The organism is Cellulophaga algicola DSM 14237, assembly GCF_000186265.1.
Taxonomy (GTDB): Bacteria; Bacteroidota; Bacteroidia; order Flavobacteriales; family Flavobacteriaceae; genus Cellulophaga; species Cellulophaga algicola.
Genome location: NC_014934.1, coordinates 1,471,198 through 1,488,352, shown reverse-complemented (window position 1 = coordinate 1,488,352; position 17,155 = coordinate 1,471,198). Strand labels below are relative to the sequence as shown.

The window sequence follows — 17,155 nt, the reverse complement described above, 5'->3', positions numbered from 1 at the left end:
ATTTTAAATAAATTCAGGAATTATTTCTTCATTTATATAAATGATAATTTTTTTATTAATTTGATATCCCATTTCTTCAATGGCATAAGCATAAGTATCTATTTGGTCTTTATAAGAAATGTTTCTAGCACCCGTTTTATAATCTATTATGGTGGCTTTGTTTTCTTTAATTACCAAGCGATCTGGGCGCAAAATTATGCCATTTTTTGTGATTATATCAGTTTCATTTTTAACGATAGCATCTTTGGTGTAGAATTCTTTTAAATCTCTATGTTCTATAATAGCTCTTACTTTTAATTCTAACAAAGGAACTTCTTCTGTGCTTAATGATCCTTTTTTAACCAGCATTTCAAAACATGGCGTAATATCATCAACAGTTTCTATTAAACTCAATATTTTATGAATGGTATTTCCTTTTGAAAGTGCAGCTTCTGCAGTAGTATCCCATAACATTCCAGATGTGGTGACAATTTTAAAGCTTGTACGTTCTTTAAAGGAGTATTGAAATTTAATTTCTTCTTGCTCATGAAGTACCTCATTGCTTATCTTGTTTTCATCTAGTTGTCCAAATTGATAATGCAGTTGTAGGTCTTGCCAAACTCCACGTTGTTTTAAATAACTAATGAATAGTCCAGAATAATAATCTGTTTTAGGGTTTTCTGTTTTTCCTTCGTATTCTTTTTTGGTAAAAATAAATAAACATTTTACAGCTCTGGTTAACGCAACATACAATACATTAAAAGCATCTAACTCCAGTTTTTCATGTTCTTCATTGTAAATACTTTCAGCGGTTTCGCTATAATTTACAATTTCTTTATTCTTATTAATCAATACATCTGTAAAGCCATTAAATTCTTCGGCTGCTACGGGCAACCAAGTTTTTGGTTTTATCTCCTTATATATATGACTATTGGCGTACGGGAATAAAACCACTTCAAATTCTAATCCTTTAGATTTGTGAACAGTCATGATTTGTACCGCATCCATTTCTAATGGGGCGCTGATACTCAGCATATCTTGCTTCTTTTCCCAATAATCTAAAAATAAGGTGGCGCTAGCCCCTTGTTTGTACTCTACATCTAAAACTTCATCTAAGAAATAGGTAATATAGGCGTCTGATTCATCGACTAAATTAAAATGTTTAACCGCTTGTTCAAAGCCGTCATAGACGCTAGATTGTTTTAAGGTATTTATTTCAAAATTATATTGATTAGAAAGATGACGCTCTAGCTGATTGAGATTTTCTGAGATGTATGCATGTTTTGGTTGTCCCGTCTGCTCTCCTAAATAGAACAATAGTGCATAGGCAGCTTCAAAATCTTCGCTATCTACGCTAAATTTTAGAAGATTAGCTAGGAAGTTAACTTTGGGATTGTTTTTAAGTAGTAATGTTTCAGAAGAAATTATTGGTATTTTATTTGTGCTTAAAAAATCTGCCAGTAGTATTCCGTGTTTTTTATCACGAACTAAAATACAGATATCTTTAAGGGGATATTTTTTTTCAGAGAGGGTTGTAATGGTTTGTAGCACTTCGTTACAATACAATTCATCTTCGTTTTTATCTTCCTCTGCTATAAATGAAATCTGAATGAAGCCACCTTCTTTATTATTTACCTTCTGCTTATTGCCTTCTTCATAAAGTTCTTTGTAAACAGTGTTAGTGATATTGGCACTAATCGTAGAAAAGAAACTATTGTTAAAATTAATGACCTCGTGGTAGCTTCTATAGTTGGCAGGCAAATTTTCTACATTAGGAAAATTCACAAACGGATTTTTGGTTTGATGTACTAAATTTAAAAACTGTTCTGCTTTACCGCCTCTCCAGCGATAGATGGCTTGCTTGGCATCACCAACCAATAATAAGGAGCCGTTGTTGCCTTTTTCATCCTGACTTTCTAAGGCATTTCCAATCAAAGGAATTAGATTGCTCCATTGCAGCTCAGAGGTATCCTGAAATTCATCAATAAAATAATGACGGTATTTTTCACCTAGGCGTTCATAGATAAAAGGAACGGGTTGGTTTTTTATTTCTTTAGAAATAATACTGTTGAATGTAGCTAACGGAATTTCATCACGTTCTAATTCTAGGTTTTTTAATTCTTTCTGTAAAGCGTTAAGTACGGTTAGCGGTACAATATTTTTATAGGCATTTTTAAGAAAAGCAAGTTCAAAGAAACTAGTTTTTATAACCTGAAAGTGTTTGTTAAACGTTTGGTGTAAGTTGTCAATGGTTGCTTTCTTATCTTCGGCTAATGTTTTGGTGTATAAAGCTGTGTTTTCAAAATCTTGTTTCCAAGCGGCATTAAAATTTATGGTGGGTTTTAGTTCAGCTACATCTATCATGAATTTTGAAAAATAGGAACTTTTAAAATCCTTTAGCTCTAAACCATTATCGGTCATTAGTTGCAAATTGGTTTTTCCTGCAAGCTGTATGTCGTCTTCTGCTTTTTTAATTTTTGTTTTTAATAGTTTTTTTAGAGCATCAAAATCACCAATATTTTTTTGTTCAATTGCTTCAAGGGCATCTTCATACTTTTCCTTAAAAAGAAGTTCCCTTCCCATGTCAAAAATATCTCTAGATATGTCCCAGCTTTTGTCTTCATTCGCTTTTTCTAATGCAAATGCAATTAATACTTTGGTAAGTTCAGGCTCAACACCCGCTTTATTTACTAAACGGTCTACCGCTTCGCTTAAAAGTAAGTTTGTATCTAGGATTACCTCAAAGTTCTGAGGTAGTTTTAAATCTTTGGCAAAAGTCCGTATCAAACGGTGGGTAAATTTGTCTATAGTAGAAACATCAAAAAAGGCATAGTTGTGAAGAATTTCTTTTAGTCTTGTTTTAGCTCTTTTTTGTAAAGTTTCAACATCTATATGTAGTTCTTTTACAAGATCTAAAAACATTGAAGGTGCATGGTCTGCGGTCTTAACTTTTCCAAAATCGTATAAACTATCAATAATACGCTCTTTCATCTCAGCTACCGCTTTATTGGTAAATGTGATGGCTAGAATCTCTCTGTAATTGGCAGATGTTGCACTGGAGAGTATAATTTTTAGGTATGATTTTGTAAGGGTGTATGTCTTTCCAGACCCTGCTGAGGCATTATATATATTATATGATGTGTTTTCCACCTAGTTTTTACTTGCAAATTACGCAAACTTATACAGTTCTTAACAAATTATTAGTGGAATTAGTTTCTTAAAACCTTAACTTTGTTAGACAACATTTTATTAACTTAAATACAAATATATTATGGCCTTTGATTTACCAAAATTACCATATGCATATGATGCACTAGAACCAAATATTGATGCTAGAACTATGGAAATTCACCATACGAAACATCACAATGGATATACAACGAATTTAAATAATGCAATTGCAGGAACAGATTTAGAGAGCAAATCTATTGAAACTATTCTTGATACTTTAGACATGAGTAATGCAGCTGTAAGAAATAATGGTGGTGGTTTTTATAATCATTCTCTTTTTTGGGAAGTAATGTCTCCAGATGGTGGTGGTAAGCCAACAGGAGAATTAGCTACTGCTATAGATGCAGCTTATGGTTCATTAGAAGCTTTTAAAGATGCTTTTTCTAAAGCGGCAGCAACTAGATTTGGATCTGGTTGGGCTTGGTTATGTGTGCATAAAGGTGGTAAGGTAGAAATTTGTTCTACTCCAAATCAAGATAACCCATTAATGCCTGGTGTAGGTTGTGGTGGTTTTCCAGTTTTAGGATTAGATGTATGGGAACATGCTTACTATTTAAACTATCAGAATAGAAGACCTGACTATATTAATGCATTTTTTAATGTTATTAATTGGAATAAGGTTTCTGAATTATATGCAGCAAACAAGTAGTAGAAAATAAGAATTTTTTTCTTAGTACAAAGCCCACTAGTTAATTCTGCTGGGTTTTTTGGTTTATAAAAACAGAAAAGGATGGAGAAGTCTCCATCCTTTTCATCCCAAATCTTACCATAAACTTAACCTACTTATGCTATGGCAATGCTAAGTTACTGGTATTGTGAGAAATATCAAAAGATATATTGATATTTTATAGGGTAGAAGCTATAAATTTTGTGAAAAAGAATCGATTAAATGCTATTTTATGGGGTAAAGTGCTGAGTATCAGAAATGAAAAAGGCGGAATATTATTCCGCCTTTTTCCCCCAAATCTTACCATGAACTTAACCTACTTATGCTATGGTCCTACAAAAGTAGGTTTAGATAGTATATTTTAAAGAAATTTTTAGATGAACGCCGTTAATCTAAGTTGAAATGCGCTTTTTAACTTTTTAGAAGTGTTTCTTGCATTTTTTTGAGGTAAAAAAAGTGTAAAAATAAAAAGGTGGAGTTAGACCCCACCTTTTTTCCCCAAATCTTACCATGAACTTAACCTACTTATGCTATGGTTCTCTAAAGGTATGTTAAGTATGCCGTTGTTCACGAAAGTATTAGATGAACATTCGATTATAAAAGTTGAAAGGTAATATTAGGAGTAGCGGCACTTTAGATGACCGAGATATATTGTTGTGGGATAGGAAAAGTATTTAAATAAAAAAGGCGGAGTTAGACTCCACCTTTTTCCCCAAATCTTACCATAAACTTAACCTACTTATGCTATGGCAATCTAAAATTACAGTTGCCACTCGCTGAAAGGACTAATTTTACGTTAATCGGTTAATATTATCGATGAAATGCACTATTTGGTGTATTTCATCGATACTTATGTGTTAATATGCGCGTTCGTTTTTTCCTTCGTAAAAATTAATATATGCTCTATTTACAACTCTATTACCTCCTGGAGTTGGGTATTCTCCTGTAAAATACCAATCTCCTAAGTTATCAGGGCAAGCTTGATGCAAATTAGATATTGTCTGATATATAATTTGAACTTCAGCCTTAATCTCAGAAGAACTTAATAATTCTCCAATCTTATTTGAAATTTCTGTAGCTGTAAAAGGCAGGTAAAACTCTTTTACAAAATTGATAACATCTTTGTCGTTAGAATTTACTTGCGAAAGGCATTTTTGATAGATATCATCAACAATATGCATGGTGTTTCTATCTTTATGTAATTCTAAAGCCGCTCTAAATGCAATAAAATCTTCTAGTTTTGCCATATCAATACCATAGCAGTCTGGGTATCTAATTTGTGGAGCAGAAGAAACTACAACAATTTTCTTGGGGTGTAGCCTGTCTAATATTTTTAAGATACTTTTCTTTAGTGTAGTTCCACGTACAATACTATCATCTATAATAACAAGGTTATCTCCTTTTTTCACAGAACCATATGAGATATCATATACATGAGCAACCAAGTCATCTCTGCCACTATCTTGTGCTATGAATGTTCTAAGTTTGGCATCTTTAATAGCTACTTTTTCAATTCGAGGACGAACATCTAAAATTTCATGTAGTTCCTCTTTCGTGATTTTTGAACCTATGGAAAGAATTTGTTCTTCTTTCTTTTTGTTCATGTAATTTTGAGCCTCTTTTACCATTCCGTAAAATGAGGTTTCTGCAGTATTGGGAATGTATGAGAATACGGTGTTTTTTATATCTTCATCAATACACTTTAGTATTTGAGGGAATATAAGTTTTCCTAATTCTTTACGTTCTTGATAAATTTCTTTATCGCTTCCTCTTGAGAAGTAGATACGTTCAAAAGAACATGCCTTACGTTCTGTAGGTGCTAAGATTTCTTTAATAATTGTTTTTCCATTCTTTTTTACAAGAATTGCATGTCCAGGGTCTAATTCTTTTATATCTTCAAATTGAACATTAAATACCGTCTGTATTGCCGGCCTTTCTGATGCGACTACGACTACTTCGTCATCTTGGTAGTAATAAGCAGGTCTAATCCCTGCAGGGTCACGTAATACAAAGGCATCACCATGACCTAATAAGCCAGCCATAGCATAACCACCATCCCAATTTTTAGCTGCTCTACGTAGAATTTTTGCAACATTCAAACGTTCTGCGATTAACGGGGAAGCTTCTTGTTTATTAAAGCCTTCTTTTTTTATTTGTTTGTAAAGTTTGGCAACAGCATCATCCAAAAAATGTCCGATTTTTTCCATAACGGTAACCGTGTCTGCCATCTCTTTAGGGTGTTGCCCTATTTGAATCAAATTATCAAAGAGCTCGTCAACATTGGTCATGTTAAAATTCCCAGCAACAATAAGATTACGATGCATCCAGTTATTTTGTCTCAAAAAAGGATGTACACTTTCAATACTGTTTTTTCCAAAAGTACCATAACGAACGTGCCCTAATAAAACTTCACCAATATATGGGATATGTTTTTTTTGAAGTGCAACATTGTTTTCATACTCCGGATTTTCTTTAATAGCCGTATTTACTCTGTCATTTATTTGGGCAAAAATATCTTGAATAGGTTGCTGTGCAATGGAGCGTACTCTACTCATATAGCGTTCGCCAGCATCCATATCTAATTTAATACTTGCAAAACCAGCACCGTCTTGACCACGATTGTGCTGCTTCTCCATCATAAGGTACATCTTATTTAGGCCGTAAAAAGCAGTACCGTACTTCTCTTGATAATATTCTAGCGGTTTTAATAAACGTATTAAAGAAATTCCGCATTCGTGTTTAATGGCATCACTCATTTTCTTGTCTAGATATATTAAAAAAGCCCTGAAAAGACAGGGCGTAGGTTTTTTTATTGTAATTCAATATCAAATTGACTTAACGTTTTGAATTGATGTAATCTCTTTGTGGTTTCTTCCTTTGTTAATTTTTTTATGCGCTCTGTGCCAAATTTCTCTACGCAGAACGATGCTAAATTTGAACCTTGTATAATAGCATTTTTCATATTATTAAAAGAGATATTTTCTGTCTGTGTTAAATACCCAGAAAATCCACCGGCAAAAGTGTCGCCAGCGCCAGTTGGGTCAAATACTTCTTCGAGTGGTAATGCAGGAGCAAAGAAGACTTCTTTTTTATGGAACAATAATGCGCCATGCTCTCCTTTTTTAATCACTACATATTTTGGTCCCATTTTCTCAATCTTGGCAGCTGCTTTAACTAAAGAGTATTCTCCACTTAATTGGCGAGCTTCTTCGTCATTAATGGTTATAACATCAATATGTTTAATAACCTCTACCAATTCAGGTAAGCTATTGTCCATCCAAAAATTCATAGTATCCAATACTATTAACTTTGGTCGTTTTTCCATCTGATTAATTACACTTAATTGAACGCTAGGGTGTAAATTTCCTAACATAACAACATCAGCATCTTTAAAACCACTAGGTACAACAGGATTAAAGTCTGCGAGTACATTAAGTTCTGTTACAAGTGTATCTCTAGAGTTTAAGTCATTATGATATTTTCCTTTCCAATAGAAAGTCTTACCGCCTTTTACAATCTCTAAACCAGAAAGGTCAATGTTCTTGTCTTTTAAAAGTGTTAAATATTCCTCTGGCATATCATCGCCAACAATAGAAACAATTGCAGATTCTACATTAAATTGAGATGCAGCTAAACCAATATAGGTTGCAGCCCCTCCTAATATTTTATCAGTTTTTCCAAAAGGTGTTTCAATAGCATCAAAAGCAACCGTTCCAACAATTAATAATTTACCCATTATGGTCTGTAATTTTGTGCAAATATAAGGGTAACTTTTGAGGTATGTAAAGGAGATTTAAAAAAGTATGAACAGTTTAACTAAGTTGTTTAGATTGTTTATTAAGGAATAATAGCTATTCTTTTAAAGGCTCATTTTCTAGGTGCTATTTAGGCTTAGCTACCGTTATTTCTGTAAAATTCATTATTTTTAGAATTCAAATTTCACAAACACGTGTATGAAAGCTCCAAGGTCTCTTTTCTTTATTTCATTTTTATTTATTAACGCTACTTTTGGTCAAGCCAGAAAAATTCCTGTTGATACCATTATTACTACAAAAAATAAGGTAACCATAAATGAAACCTTGGTTAATTATACGGTACAAGCAGGAATGCAGCCTGTTTGGGATGAAAACGGAAAGCCAATTGCAAGTTTGCAGTATACCTATTATACTAGGGATAATATAAAAGACCGTGCATCTAGGCCCTTGCTTATTTCATTTAATGGAGGCCCAGGCTCTGCTTCTGTTTGGATGCACTTAGCTTATACTGGGCCTAGAATATTAAAAATTGATGATGAAGGGTATCCAATACAACCTTATGGAATAAATGAAAATCCATATTCTATTTTAGATGTAACTGATATTGTATATGTAAACCCTGTAAATACGGGCTACAGTAGAACTATTCCAGAAAGGGGAGATGCTGTAGATCGCAAAAAGTTTTTCGGAATTAATGCTGATATAAAATACTTGGCAGAATGGTTAAGCACTTTTGTGACAAGGAATAATCGTTGGCGTTCTCCTAAGTATATTATTGGGGAGAGTTATGGAGGAACACGCGTTATGGGTTTATCTCTGGCTTTGCAAGACCAACAATGGATGTATTTAAATGGTGTTATTATGGTTTCACCAGCCGATTATAAGGTGTTAAGGGAAGACGGACCTGTTTCAAGTGCTTTAAACTTACCCTATTATACGGCCGCTGCATGGCACCATAAAGCATTGCCAGCAGCACTACAATATAAAGATTTGGATGATATTCTACCTGCTTCGGAAGCTTATACCATAAATACTTTATTGCCTGCAATTGCAAAAGGGGGGTTTATTTCTGATGTAGAAAAAAATGAGGTAGCTGAAAAGATGGCGTTCTATTCTGGCTTGTCTAAGAAAGAAATATTGGATCAAAATCTTGTTGTGCCTACAGGCTATTTCTGGAAGAATTTGTTAAAGGAGAAAAGTGGGTATACTATAGGAAGGTTAGATAGCCGATATTTAGGAATAGATAAGCAGTTGTCAGGAGATACACCAGATTATAATGCCGAAATTACCTCTTGGTTACACAGTTTTACACCTGCAATTAATTATTACCTGCAAGAAGAGTTAAACTTTAAGACAGATATTAAATACAATATGTTTGGTCCAGTACACCCCTGGGATAATAGTGAGGATCATACCCGTGATAATCTAAGACAAGCTATGGCGCAAAACCCATATTTAAATGTCTTAGTACAAAGTGGGTATTATGATGGGGCAACAACTTATTTTAATGCTAAATATACCATGTGGCAAGTAGACCCTAGTGGTCGTATGAAAGATAGGTTTGAATTTAAAGGCTACCGAAGCGGACATATGATGTATTTGCGTAAAGAAGATTTAAAAAGCGCAAATGATGATATTCGTGTTTTTATCCGTAAAACGCAGGCCAACGGTAAGAGCGCAAAATATTAATTGGTTATAAAACCAGTATCTTCTTTTAGGTTGCGTTCTTTTGATGCGGCAACAGCTAGCGTGTCGCATCTTTCATTTTGCCGGTGGTTGTTATGTCCTTTTATCCACTGAAAGGATACTTTTTGTTTTCTGTATTCTATAAGGAAGAGTTTCCAGAGATCGGGATTTTTTTTATCCTTAAAATTTGTTTTCTCCCATTTAACGTACCATTTTTTCTCAACGGTATCTACTACATATTTAGAATCTGTAAAAACTTTAACCGCCGTTCCTTCATTTTTCAGCTTTTTTAAAGCTTCAATTACAGCAAGAAGTTCCATTCTATTATTTGTAGTGTGCTTAAAGCCTTCAGAAAATTCTTTTTTATAGGGTTTTCCCACCCATTCCATTACAATGCCGTATCCTCCAGGACCAGGATTGCCTCTTGCAGCACCATCGGTATAAATATGTACTTGTATATTATCCATGTAATATTTGAGCTATAACTTTAGGGAAATGTTCGTATTCCAATTCGTGAATTTTTTTCGCAATATCTTCAGGGGTATCTTCTGGTGTAATTTTAGTTTTTATCTGACTTATAATCGCGCCTTCGTCGTAATTTTCGTTCACAAAATGGATTGTAATACCAGTTTCTTGCTCATTATTGTCTTTCACGGCATTATGAACGTTCATTCCATACATTCCCTTGCCTCCGTATTTTGGTAACAGTGCTGGGTGAATATTTACAATCTTATTTGGGAAGTTTTTTACTAATTTTTCTGGAATTTTCCAGAGGAATCCAGCTAGTATAATTAAGTCAGGATTTATTCCTTTCAAGATATCTAAGATACAATCATTATCATAAAACGAAGTTTTATTGAAGTATAAACTACTTATTTTCAGTCTATTACATCGTTCTAAAACTTTGGCATCGCTTTTGTTAGTAAATACCGTGGCGATCGTAACCTCGGAATTATCTTGAAAATAATGTACTATGTTTTCAACATTAGATCCAGAACCAGAAGCAAAAAGAACAATACGTTTCATAAGGTATTTTGGGGTTATTAAAGAGGTGAAATCTTAGGCGAAAATAACACTCTTGTAATTAATTTGCTTAAAATCTGATACATTTTAACGACAAATAGTGTTATTAATCCAAAGTTTTTTATTTTTGCCACCAGTTAAATTTTTAAAACAAGAATAATTATGTCAGATATTGCATCAAGAGTTAAAGCTATCATCGTTGATAAATTAGGAGTTGATGAGAACGAAGTTGTTACTGAAGCAAGCTTCACAAACGACTTAGGAGCAGATTCATTGGATACTGTTGAGTTAATCATGGAATTCGAAAAAGAATTTGATATCCAAATTCCAGATGATCAAGCAGAGAATATTGCTACTGTTGGTCAGGCTATAAGTTATATAGAAGAAGCAAAGTAATTTCATGATATCTTATTAAGATTATAAAATATCCATGTGGTAATTACTCCGCATGGATATTTTTTTTTAATTTACACCTACTTTTGATAAAGTTGTTTACTTAAATAAAATGAAATCAATGCAGTTAAAGCGAGTTGTTGTTACAGGAATTGGGGCATTAACCCCAATTGGTAATACTATTGAAGAATATTGGGATGGTTTGGTGAATGGTAAAAGCGGTGCGGCCCCAATAACCTATTATGATAGTGAGAAATTTAAGACCAAATTTGCTTGCGAGCTAAAAAACTTCAAGGCTGAAGATTTTTTTGATCGTAAAGAAGCAAGAAAATTAGACCGATTTGCACAATATGCACTGGTGTCTTCAGATGAAGCAATTAAAGACAGTGGTATTGATTTTGATACTGTTGACAAATTTAGAGTTGGTGTCATTTGGGGAGCAGGTATAGGAGGTTTAGAAACTTTTCAAAATGAAGTTCTAAATTTTGCAGCAGGTGATGGTACCCCAAGGTTTAATCCTTTCTTTATTCCTAAAATGATTGCAGATATTGCCCCAGGTAATATTTCAATCAAACATGGTTTTATGGGACCTAATTATACTACAGTTTCTGCATGTGCATCTTCTGCAAATGCAATTATTGATGCGTTAAATACGATTAGACTAGGACATTGTGATGTTATAGTTACTGGTGGTAGTGAAGCAGCAGTAACAATTGCTGGTATGGGAGGATTTGGTGCAATGCATGCGCTATCAACCAGAAATGATGAAATGGAAACGGCATCAAGACCTTTTGATGCTACTCGAGATGGTTTTGTACTTGGTGAAGGTGCTGGGGCATTAATTCTTGAAGAATATGAACATGCGAAAGCAAGAGGTGCAAAAATTTATGCAGAAGTAGCAGGTGGCGGACTTTCAAGTGATGCTTACCATATGACGGCTCCACATCCAGATGGAATTGGTGTTGTACGTGTTATGCAAAACTGTTTAAAAGATGCAGGCCTTGAGCCAGAAGATGTTGATGCGATTAATACTCATGGTACATCTACACCACTTGGTGATGTTGCAGAGTTAAAAGCTATATCTAAGGTTTTTGGTGATCATGCTCATAAGATTAATATTAACTCTACAAAGTCTATGACTGGGCATTTGTTAGGGGCAGCAGGAGCTATTGAAGCTATTGCAGCGATATTATCTATGGAGCACGGAATTGTTCCTCCGACAATTAATCACAAACACTTTGATGAAAACATTGATCCCAAATTAAACTTAACGTTAAATAAGGCTCAAAAAAGAGATGTGAAAGTTGCATTAAGTAATACTTTTGGTTTTGGTGGACACAATGCTTGTGTTATCTTTAAAAAAATAAGTTAATTTACGGATGAATTTTCCCTCAAATATATTTAATTCCCATTCTAAAGAGGATGGGGATTTTTTTTTAGGGATGACCCGAATTTTAGGTTTTAAACCTAAAAAACTGGCCGTTTACAAGAAGGCCTTTTTACACAGGTCGGCTAATATTAGAGATGAAGATGGTACGCCTATGAATTATGAACGCCTTGAATTTTTAGGCGATTCTATGTTAGGGACCATCATTTCTAAATATTTGTATACTGAAGTTCCTACAGGAGATGAAGGTTATCTAACTAAAATGCGCTCTAAAATAGTGAGTAGAGAGCATTTGAATGAATTAGGGAAAGAGTTAAACTTAATTCATTATGTAGAAAGTAGAATACCTAAATCACACTTTGGCGATAATATTCATGGAAATGTATATGAGGCTTTAGTAGGTGCTATTTATTTAGATCGTGGTTACAAGTACTGCGAGAAATTTATTCATAAAAGCGTAATAGTTCCTTATGTTGACATAGAGCAACTAGAAGGTAAAGTTATCAGCTACAAAAGCCTTTTGATAGAATGGTGTCAAAAGCAAAAAAAATCTTTTTACTACGATATTTATGAAGACACTGGTAATGATGCCGTAAAGCATTTTGCTGTAAAGCTTCATATAAATAAAAAAATAGTTTCTAAGGCTAGAGCAACTTCTAAAAAGAAGGCCGAAGAAATTGCTTCAAAAAGAGCTTATTATGCGTTGCAAAATAAAATAGATAAAGAATAGTGTTATTTTTTTAAATCTATAACGTTTTCGCAATTTTTCATAGCTTAAAAAAATGTTATCTACTAGTATTACACTCGTAGAAATCATATATTTACAACTTGGTTTTTTTTAATAGCCTATGGTCGCAATGCATAAAATGTCGCTGGATTTTTACGAAGATTCTTTCGCTTTGATTGCTTTGCATTGTAATATAGAGGATCATAAATTAGTCTATACCATAAATAAATTTCTTAAATGTGGTTTTAAAAGGCGAAAAGATAATTTAGTGTTTTCTGATACAATTTCGCTTCCTATTTTTGAATGGAAGGACACCATTACTGATAGGTATTGGACTATTATTTCAAATACGGGCCAATCAGAAGAAAGCAATGAAAATACAGGATTGTTTAACGACATGCCTTCGATCAAAAAACAACATTTAATTCCAGAATATAAAAATGTTGATTATTTCTTAAAGTTAGAACAAGAAGATTTGGATTTAGAATCCGCAATTTTAAAATCAATATTGGCCATACCAGAAATAATCACCGCTTATACAATAAACACCGATACCTTAAAATCAAAAAATAATTTAATATTTTAAAATAATGCTGACTAAAAAAAAGACTAAGATTGTTGCTACTTTAGGGCCTGCTACAAGCAAGAAAGAAGTTCTAAGAGATATGATTAATGCTGGAGTAGATGTCTTTAGGATTAATTTTTCTCACGCAGATTATGAAGATGTTGCGGAGCGTATTAAAATGATTCGTGAGCTTAATGAGGAGTTAGGGTTAAACATATCTATTTTAGGAGATTTACAAGGCCCTAAATTAAGAGTAGGTGTAATGGCTGGTGAAGTTGTTGTTGCTCCAGGAGATGAAATTACTTTCGTTACAGGAGAACCTTTTGAGGGTACTGCAGAGCGCGTTTATATGAATTATGATTCATTCCCTAAAGATGTAAACCCAGGAGAGCGTATTCTTTTAGATGATGGGAAACTTATGTTTCAAGTAATCTCTACGAATAGAGAGAATGAAGTTCTAGCTAAAGTTATACAAGGTGGTCCACTTAAATCTAAAAAAGGGGTAAACCTTCCTAATACAAATATATCGCTTCCAGCGCTTACTGAAAAAGATATTAAAGATGCAATCTTTGCGGTATCTCAAAAAGTAGATTGGATTGCATTATCATTCGTTCGTTTTAGTCAAGATTTAATAGATCTTCAGAATCTAATAAAAGAACATACTGATGAGAAAATTCCAATTATTGCTAAAATAGAAAAGCCAGAAGCTGTTGAAAATATTGATTCTATCGTTGCGTATTGTGATGGTCTAATGGTTGCTCGTGGAGATTTAGGTGTAGAAATTCCTGCTCAAGAAGTTCCATTAATTCAAAAGCAATTAGTTTTACGTGCAAAAAGAGCTAGAATTCCTGTAATTATTGCTACTCAGATGATGGAGACAATGATTACAAGTTTAACGCCAACAAGAGCAGAAGTAAATGATGTTGCAAATTCTGTGATGGATGGTGCAGATGCTGTGATGTTATCAGGAGAGACTTCAGTAGGTAATTATCCAGTACAGGTAATTGAAAAAATGTCTAGTATCTTAGAGACAGTAGAAAATTCAAGCTTAATTAAAGTGCCACATGAAGCGCCACATGTAAGAACAAAACGTTTTATTACAAAATCTGTTTGTTACCATGCAGCATTAATGGCTAATGATATAAAAGCTAAAGCAATATCTACCTTAACAAATAGTGGATATACTGCTTTCCAAATTTCAGCTTGGAGACCAAGTGCACACATTTTGGTTTTTACATCAAACAGAAGAATCTTAACGCAACTTAACTTATTATGGGGTGTTAAAGCATTCTATTATGATAAGTATGTTACTACTGATGAAACTATAGAAGACGTAAATAAAATGGCGTGTGAAAAAGGATACTTAGAAATTGGAGACATGCTTGTTAGTCTTGCAGCAATGCCTATGAAAGATAAGGGTATGGTAAATACATTAAGAGTTACAGAGATAGAAGCTTCTCATATGTAATTAGATGATTATAATATAAAAAACCTCAATCTTATTTATTTAAGATTGAGGTTTTTTATTTTTAGAATAGTGTAATATTCAATTTTTATAGTATAATTTGTAAGCGTAAGGTTATTTTTAATTTCTGACTAATTAAAACATACTGCAAAATCAACTTATATGAAATACGAATTTTATGATACTAATTTGGGTTCCATATTTGGGTTAACAGATGATATTAAGAAAGACGAAAAATCATTCCGCATAAATTCTTCTACGATTAGTTTTTTATGGAATAGAAACAATACTTCTTTAGAGATTACTATAGATAATGCAGACATCTTATTACTGCCAAACCAAATAGTAACGACTACCTACTTACATCATGTTTCTTTTGAGAAAACACAATTACCTTTAACTAGTTTCTTATTTAACCGAGAATTTTACTGTATTGCAGATCATGATAGTGAAGTGTCATGTAACGGTATTTTATTCTTTGGAACACAAGACTTACCTATTATAACAATTCCCGAAGCTCAGGAGAAAAAATTTGAGACCCTTTATGAAATTTTCCAGGACGAATTTGCTACGCCTGATAAAATTCAAGGAGATATGCTTCAAATGCTTTTAAAAAGATTGATTATCATTTGTACGCGCTTAGCAAAAGAACAATTGATTCTTAAAGACTTTGATAATGATCAGGTAGATGTTATTAGAAAATTTAATGTTTTGGTAGATACCCATTATAAAACAAAACGAAAAGTAGCAGAATATGCGGATCTACTTTTTAAGAGTCCAAAAACATTATCTAATCTTTTTGCCAAATACAATCAGAAATCTCCTCAGCAAATTATATTAGAACGTATTACATTAGAAGCAAAACGGTTAATGCAGTTTACAGATAAACAAAATCAAGAGATAGCTTTTGAACTTGGTTTTAACGATTCGGCCCATTTTAGTAGTTTTTTTAAAAAAATGACGAGTACTTCTCCTACACAATACCGTGAAAACAAGTCTATTTTAAGCTAAGGGGAAATTTCTACAACTAGTCGGGAAATTAGTGATAACAAAAAGTTTGTTTCTCATCGCATCTTTGTACTGTAATTAAAAAACAGCTAAAAGATGAAAACAAAAAATAAATCACTTTTCAATTTAATTGAAATATTCCGTAGTACTCCAAAACAACATTTAGCATTGAACAGCATCTCTCAAGATCATTGTTCAGAAAAATATCATCATGATTTTTATTGTGATGCAGAGAAACCTTTTATAGCATCTAATTTTTAAAAAAAAACATATCATTATGAGCACATTTAATGTACCTAAAAGAGAAGAAGTATCAAGTACCAATCAGGCCTTATTTGACAATTTAGAAAAAGCAGTAGGCTTTGTTCCTAATTTATATGCAACCTATGCCTATAGCGAAAATGCATTGCAAAATTATTTAGCACTAAGTGGCGCAAAAACATCACTTAAAGCAAAAGAGAAAGAAGTAGTCAACTTAGCGGTGAGTCAAGTTAATGAATGTTCTTATTGTTTAGCAGCACACACCGCAATAGGTAAAATGAACGGTTTTACAGACGAACAAATTTTAGAATTGCGTGCTGGTAAAGCCTCTTTTGACGCGAAACTAAATGCTTTAGCAGCATTATCAAAAAACATAACTGAAAATAGAGGAGCTACAGATGCCGCTATCGTAGAAAGTTTCTTTAACGCAGGTTGGACAAAAGAAAACTTGGTAGATACTATTGTATTAGTAGGAGACAAAACCATTTCAAATTATTTACACAAAACTACAGATGTACCTGTAGATTTTCCGGAAGTACGTATAGCACTTTAATAAAAAATCAGTTCAATAACAATTAAGTAATCATTTAAATAAAACAAAAACATGAAAAATTTAGTAGTAGTATTAGCCGTTGCATTAGGATCATTATTTTCAGTAAATGCGCAAGACATGAAAATGAGCAAAACAATTTCTCTTGAACAAACCAAAGGAGAGTTTACTCAAAAACAAATTACGGTAGATGAAGGTACCTATACTTTTGAAATTGCGAATAACGCAGTAGGTCATGATGTAGGTTTTGTATTAGTAAAAAAGGGAGAAGATATTTCTAAACCAGAAAACCATATACAAACAGCATACGTTACAAAAGCTGTGGGTACAGGTTTAAAAGGAACATCTAAGCCAACAAAATTAGCTAAAGGAGAATATGTTTATTTCTGTCCTTTAAACCCAACTGCTACAGATAATACGTTAACTGTAAAATAATTATTTAGGTTTCTGCATTAACC

The 17,155-nt window shown here is 33.2% G+C and carries 15 protein-coding genes; 10 read left to right on the top strand and 5 right to left on the bottom strand.

Features of this window, described 5'->3' with window-relative positions:
* Positions 1-3: 3 nt before the first annotated feature.
* On the bottom strand, positions 4-3,129 hold the full coding sequence (locus CELAL_RS06380; protein WP_013550085.1) for a UvrD-helicase domain-containing protein: 3,126 nt from the start codon (positions 3,127-3,129) through the stop codon (positions 4-6).
* 121 nt (positions 3,130-3,250) lie between these two features.
* On the opposite strand from CELAL_RS06380, the gene CELAL_RS06375 reads away from it, so the two are divergent.
* Entirely contained in the window at positions 3,251-3,859 is a 609-nt protein-coding gene (locus tag CELAL_RS06375) for a superoxide dismutase (protein WP_013550084.1), read from the top strand.
* An 875-nt stretch (positions 3,860-4,734) separates the two neighbouring features.
* Here the strand turns inward: CELAL_RS06375 and CELAL_RS06370 are convergent.
* Positions 4,735-6,633 carry an amidophosphoribosyltransferase gene (locus tag CELAL_RS06370; RefSeq protein ID WP_013550083.1) on the bottom strand — a complete coding sequence of 633 codons (1,899 nt, stop codon included), beginning with the start codon at positions 6,631-6,633 and terminating at the stop codon, positions 4,735-4,737.
* 53 nt (positions 6,634-6,686) lie between these two features.
* Entirely contained in the window at positions 6,687-7,613 is a 927-nt protein-coding gene (locus CELAL_RS06365; protein WP_013550082.1) for a PfkB family carbohydrate kinase, read from the bottom strand.
* 217 nt (positions 7,614-7,830) lie between these two features.
* On the opposite strand from CELAL_RS06365, the gene CELAL_RS06360 reads away from it, so the two are divergent.
* Positions 7,831-9,321 (top strand): S10 family peptidase, encoded by a 1,491-nt coding sequence (locus tag CELAL_RS06360; RefSeq protein WP_013550081.1) that lies wholly within the window; start codon positions 7,831-7,833, stop codon positions 9,319-9,321.
* On the opposite strand, the gene rnhA is transcribed toward CELAL_RS06360, so the two are convergent.
* Entirely contained in the window at positions 9,318-9,785 is a 468-nt protein-coding gene (gene rnhA / locus CELAL_RS06355) for a ribonuclease HI (protein ID WP_013550080.1), read from the bottom strand. The genes CELAL_RS06360 and rnhA overlap by 4 nt on opposite strands.
* Positions 9,778-10,344, bottom strand: a complete 567-nt coding sequence (gene purN / locus CELAL_RS06350) for a phosphoribosylglycinamide formyltransferase (protein WP_013550079.1) — start codon at positions 10,342-10,344, stop codon at positions 9,778-9,780. The genes rnhA and purN overlap by 8 nt, the downstream gene beginning before the upstream one ends.
* A 159-nt stretch (positions 10,345-10,503) precedes the next feature.
* On the opposite strand from purN, the gene CELAL_RS06345 reads away from it, so the two are divergent.
* From CELAL_RS06345 to CELAL_RS06310, 8 genes are all read left to right on the top strand, one after another.
* Complete coding sequence (locus CELAL_RS06345; RefSeq protein WP_008269813.1) at positions 10,504-10,737, top strand: acyl carrier protein; 234 nt, start codon at positions 10,504-10,506, stop codon at positions 10,735-10,737.
* 118 nt (positions 10,738-10,855) lie between these two features.
* Entirely contained in the window at positions 10,856-12,106 is a 1,251-nt protein-coding gene (gene fabF / locus CELAL_RS06340) for a beta-ketoacyl-ACP synthase II (protein ID WP_013550078.1), read from the top strand.
* 7 nt (positions 12,107-12,113) lie between these two features.
* The gene (gene rnc / locus CELAL_RS06335; RefSeq protein WP_013550077.1) at positions 12,114-12,851 is read left to right on the top strand and encodes a ribonuclease III; all 738 of its coding nucleotides are present in this window, start codon (positions 12,114-12,116) and stop codon (positions 12,849-12,851) included.
* 136 nt (positions 12,852-12,987) lie between these two features.
* Complete coding sequence (locus CELAL_RS06330; RefSeq protein ID WP_245529681.1) at positions 12,988-13,434, top strand: IPExxxVDY family protein; 447 nt, start codon at positions 12,988-12,990, stop codon at positions 13,432-13,434.
* A 4-nt stretch (positions 13,435-13,438) separates the two neighbouring features.
* Positions 13,439-14,881: a pyruvate kinase gene (gene pyk / locus CELAL_RS06325; RefSeq protein WP_013550075.1), complete on the top strand. Its 1,443-nt coding sequence runs from the start codon at positions 13,439-13,441 to the stop codon at positions 14,879-14,881.
* 159 nt (positions 14,882-15,040) lie between these two features.
* Positions 15,041-15,889: a helix-turn-helix domain-containing protein gene (locus tag CELAL_RS06320; RefSeq protein WP_013550074.1), complete on the top strand. Its 849-nt coding sequence runs from the start codon at positions 15,041-15,043 to the stop codon at positions 15,887-15,889.
* A gap of 274 nt (positions 15,890-16,163) precedes the next feature.
* Positions 16,164-16,700 carry a carboxymuconolactone decarboxylase family protein gene (locus CELAL_RS06315; RefSeq protein WP_013550072.1) on the top strand — a complete coding sequence of 179 codons (537 nt, stop codon included), beginning with the start codon at positions 16,164-16,166 and terminating at the stop codon, positions 16,698-16,700.
* A 51-nt stretch (positions 16,701-16,751) separates the two neighbouring features.
* A complete protein-coding gene (locus CELAL_RS06310) occupies positions 16,752-17,132 on the top strand; it encodes a plastocyanin/azurin family copper-binding protein (RefSeq protein WP_013550071.1) in 381 nt (126 codons plus the stop codon).
* Positions 17,133-17,155: the final 23 nt, after the last annotated feature.

Coding starts and splice junctions, on each gene's coding strand:
- CELAL_RS06310 (WP_013550071.1), top strand. CDS start 16,752: ATGAAAAATTTAGTAGTAGTATTAGCCGTTGCATTAGGATCATTATTT.
- purN (WP_013550079.1), bottom strand. CDS start 10,344: ATGAAACGTATTGTTCTTTTTGCTTCTGGTTCTGGATCTAATGTTGAA.
- fabF (WP_013550078.1), top strand. CDS start 10,856: ATGCAGTTAAAGCGAGTTGTTGTTACAGGAATTGGGGCATTAACCCCA.
- CELAL_RS06375 (WP_013550084.1), top strand. CDS start 3,251: ATGGCCTTTGATTTACCAAAATTACCATATGCATATGATGCACTAGAA.
- CELAL_RS06360 (WP_013550081.1), top strand. CDS start 7,831: ATGAAAGCTCCAAGGTCTCTTTTCTTTATTTCATTTTTATTTATTAAC.
- CELAL_RS06345 (WP_008269813.1), top strand. CDS start 10,504: ATGTCAGATATTGCATCAAGAGTTAAAGCTATCATCGTTGATAAATTA.
- rnhA (WP_013550080.1), bottom strand. CDS start 9,785: ATGGATAATATACAAGTACATATTTATACCGATGGTGCTGCAAGAGGC.
- CELAL_RS06315 (WP_013550072.1), top strand. CDS start 16,164: ATGAGCACATTTAATGTACCTAAAAGAGAAGAAGTATCAAGTACCAAT.
- CELAL_RS06320 (WP_013550074.1), top strand. CDS start 15,041: ATGAAATACGAATTTTATGATACTAATTTGGGTTCCATATTTGGGTTA.
- CELAL_RS06365 (WP_013550082.1), bottom strand. CDS start 7,613: ATGGGTAAATTATTAATTGTTGGAACGGTTGCTTTTGATGCTATTGAA.
- rnc (WP_013550077.1), top strand. CDS start 12,114: ATGAATTTTCCCTCAAATATATTTAATTCCCATTCTAAAGAGGATGGG.
- pyk (WP_013550075.1), top strand. CDS start 13,439: ATGCTGACTAAAAAAAAGACTAAGATTGTTGCTACTTTAGGGCCTGCT.
- CELAL_RS06330 (WP_245529681.1), top strand. CDS start 12,988: ATGTCGCTGGATTTTTACGAAGATTCTTTCGCTTTGATTGCTTTGCAT.
- CELAL_RS06370 (WP_013550083.1), bottom strand. CDS start 6,633: ATGAGTGATGCCATTAAACACGAATGCGGAATTTCTTTAATACGTTTA.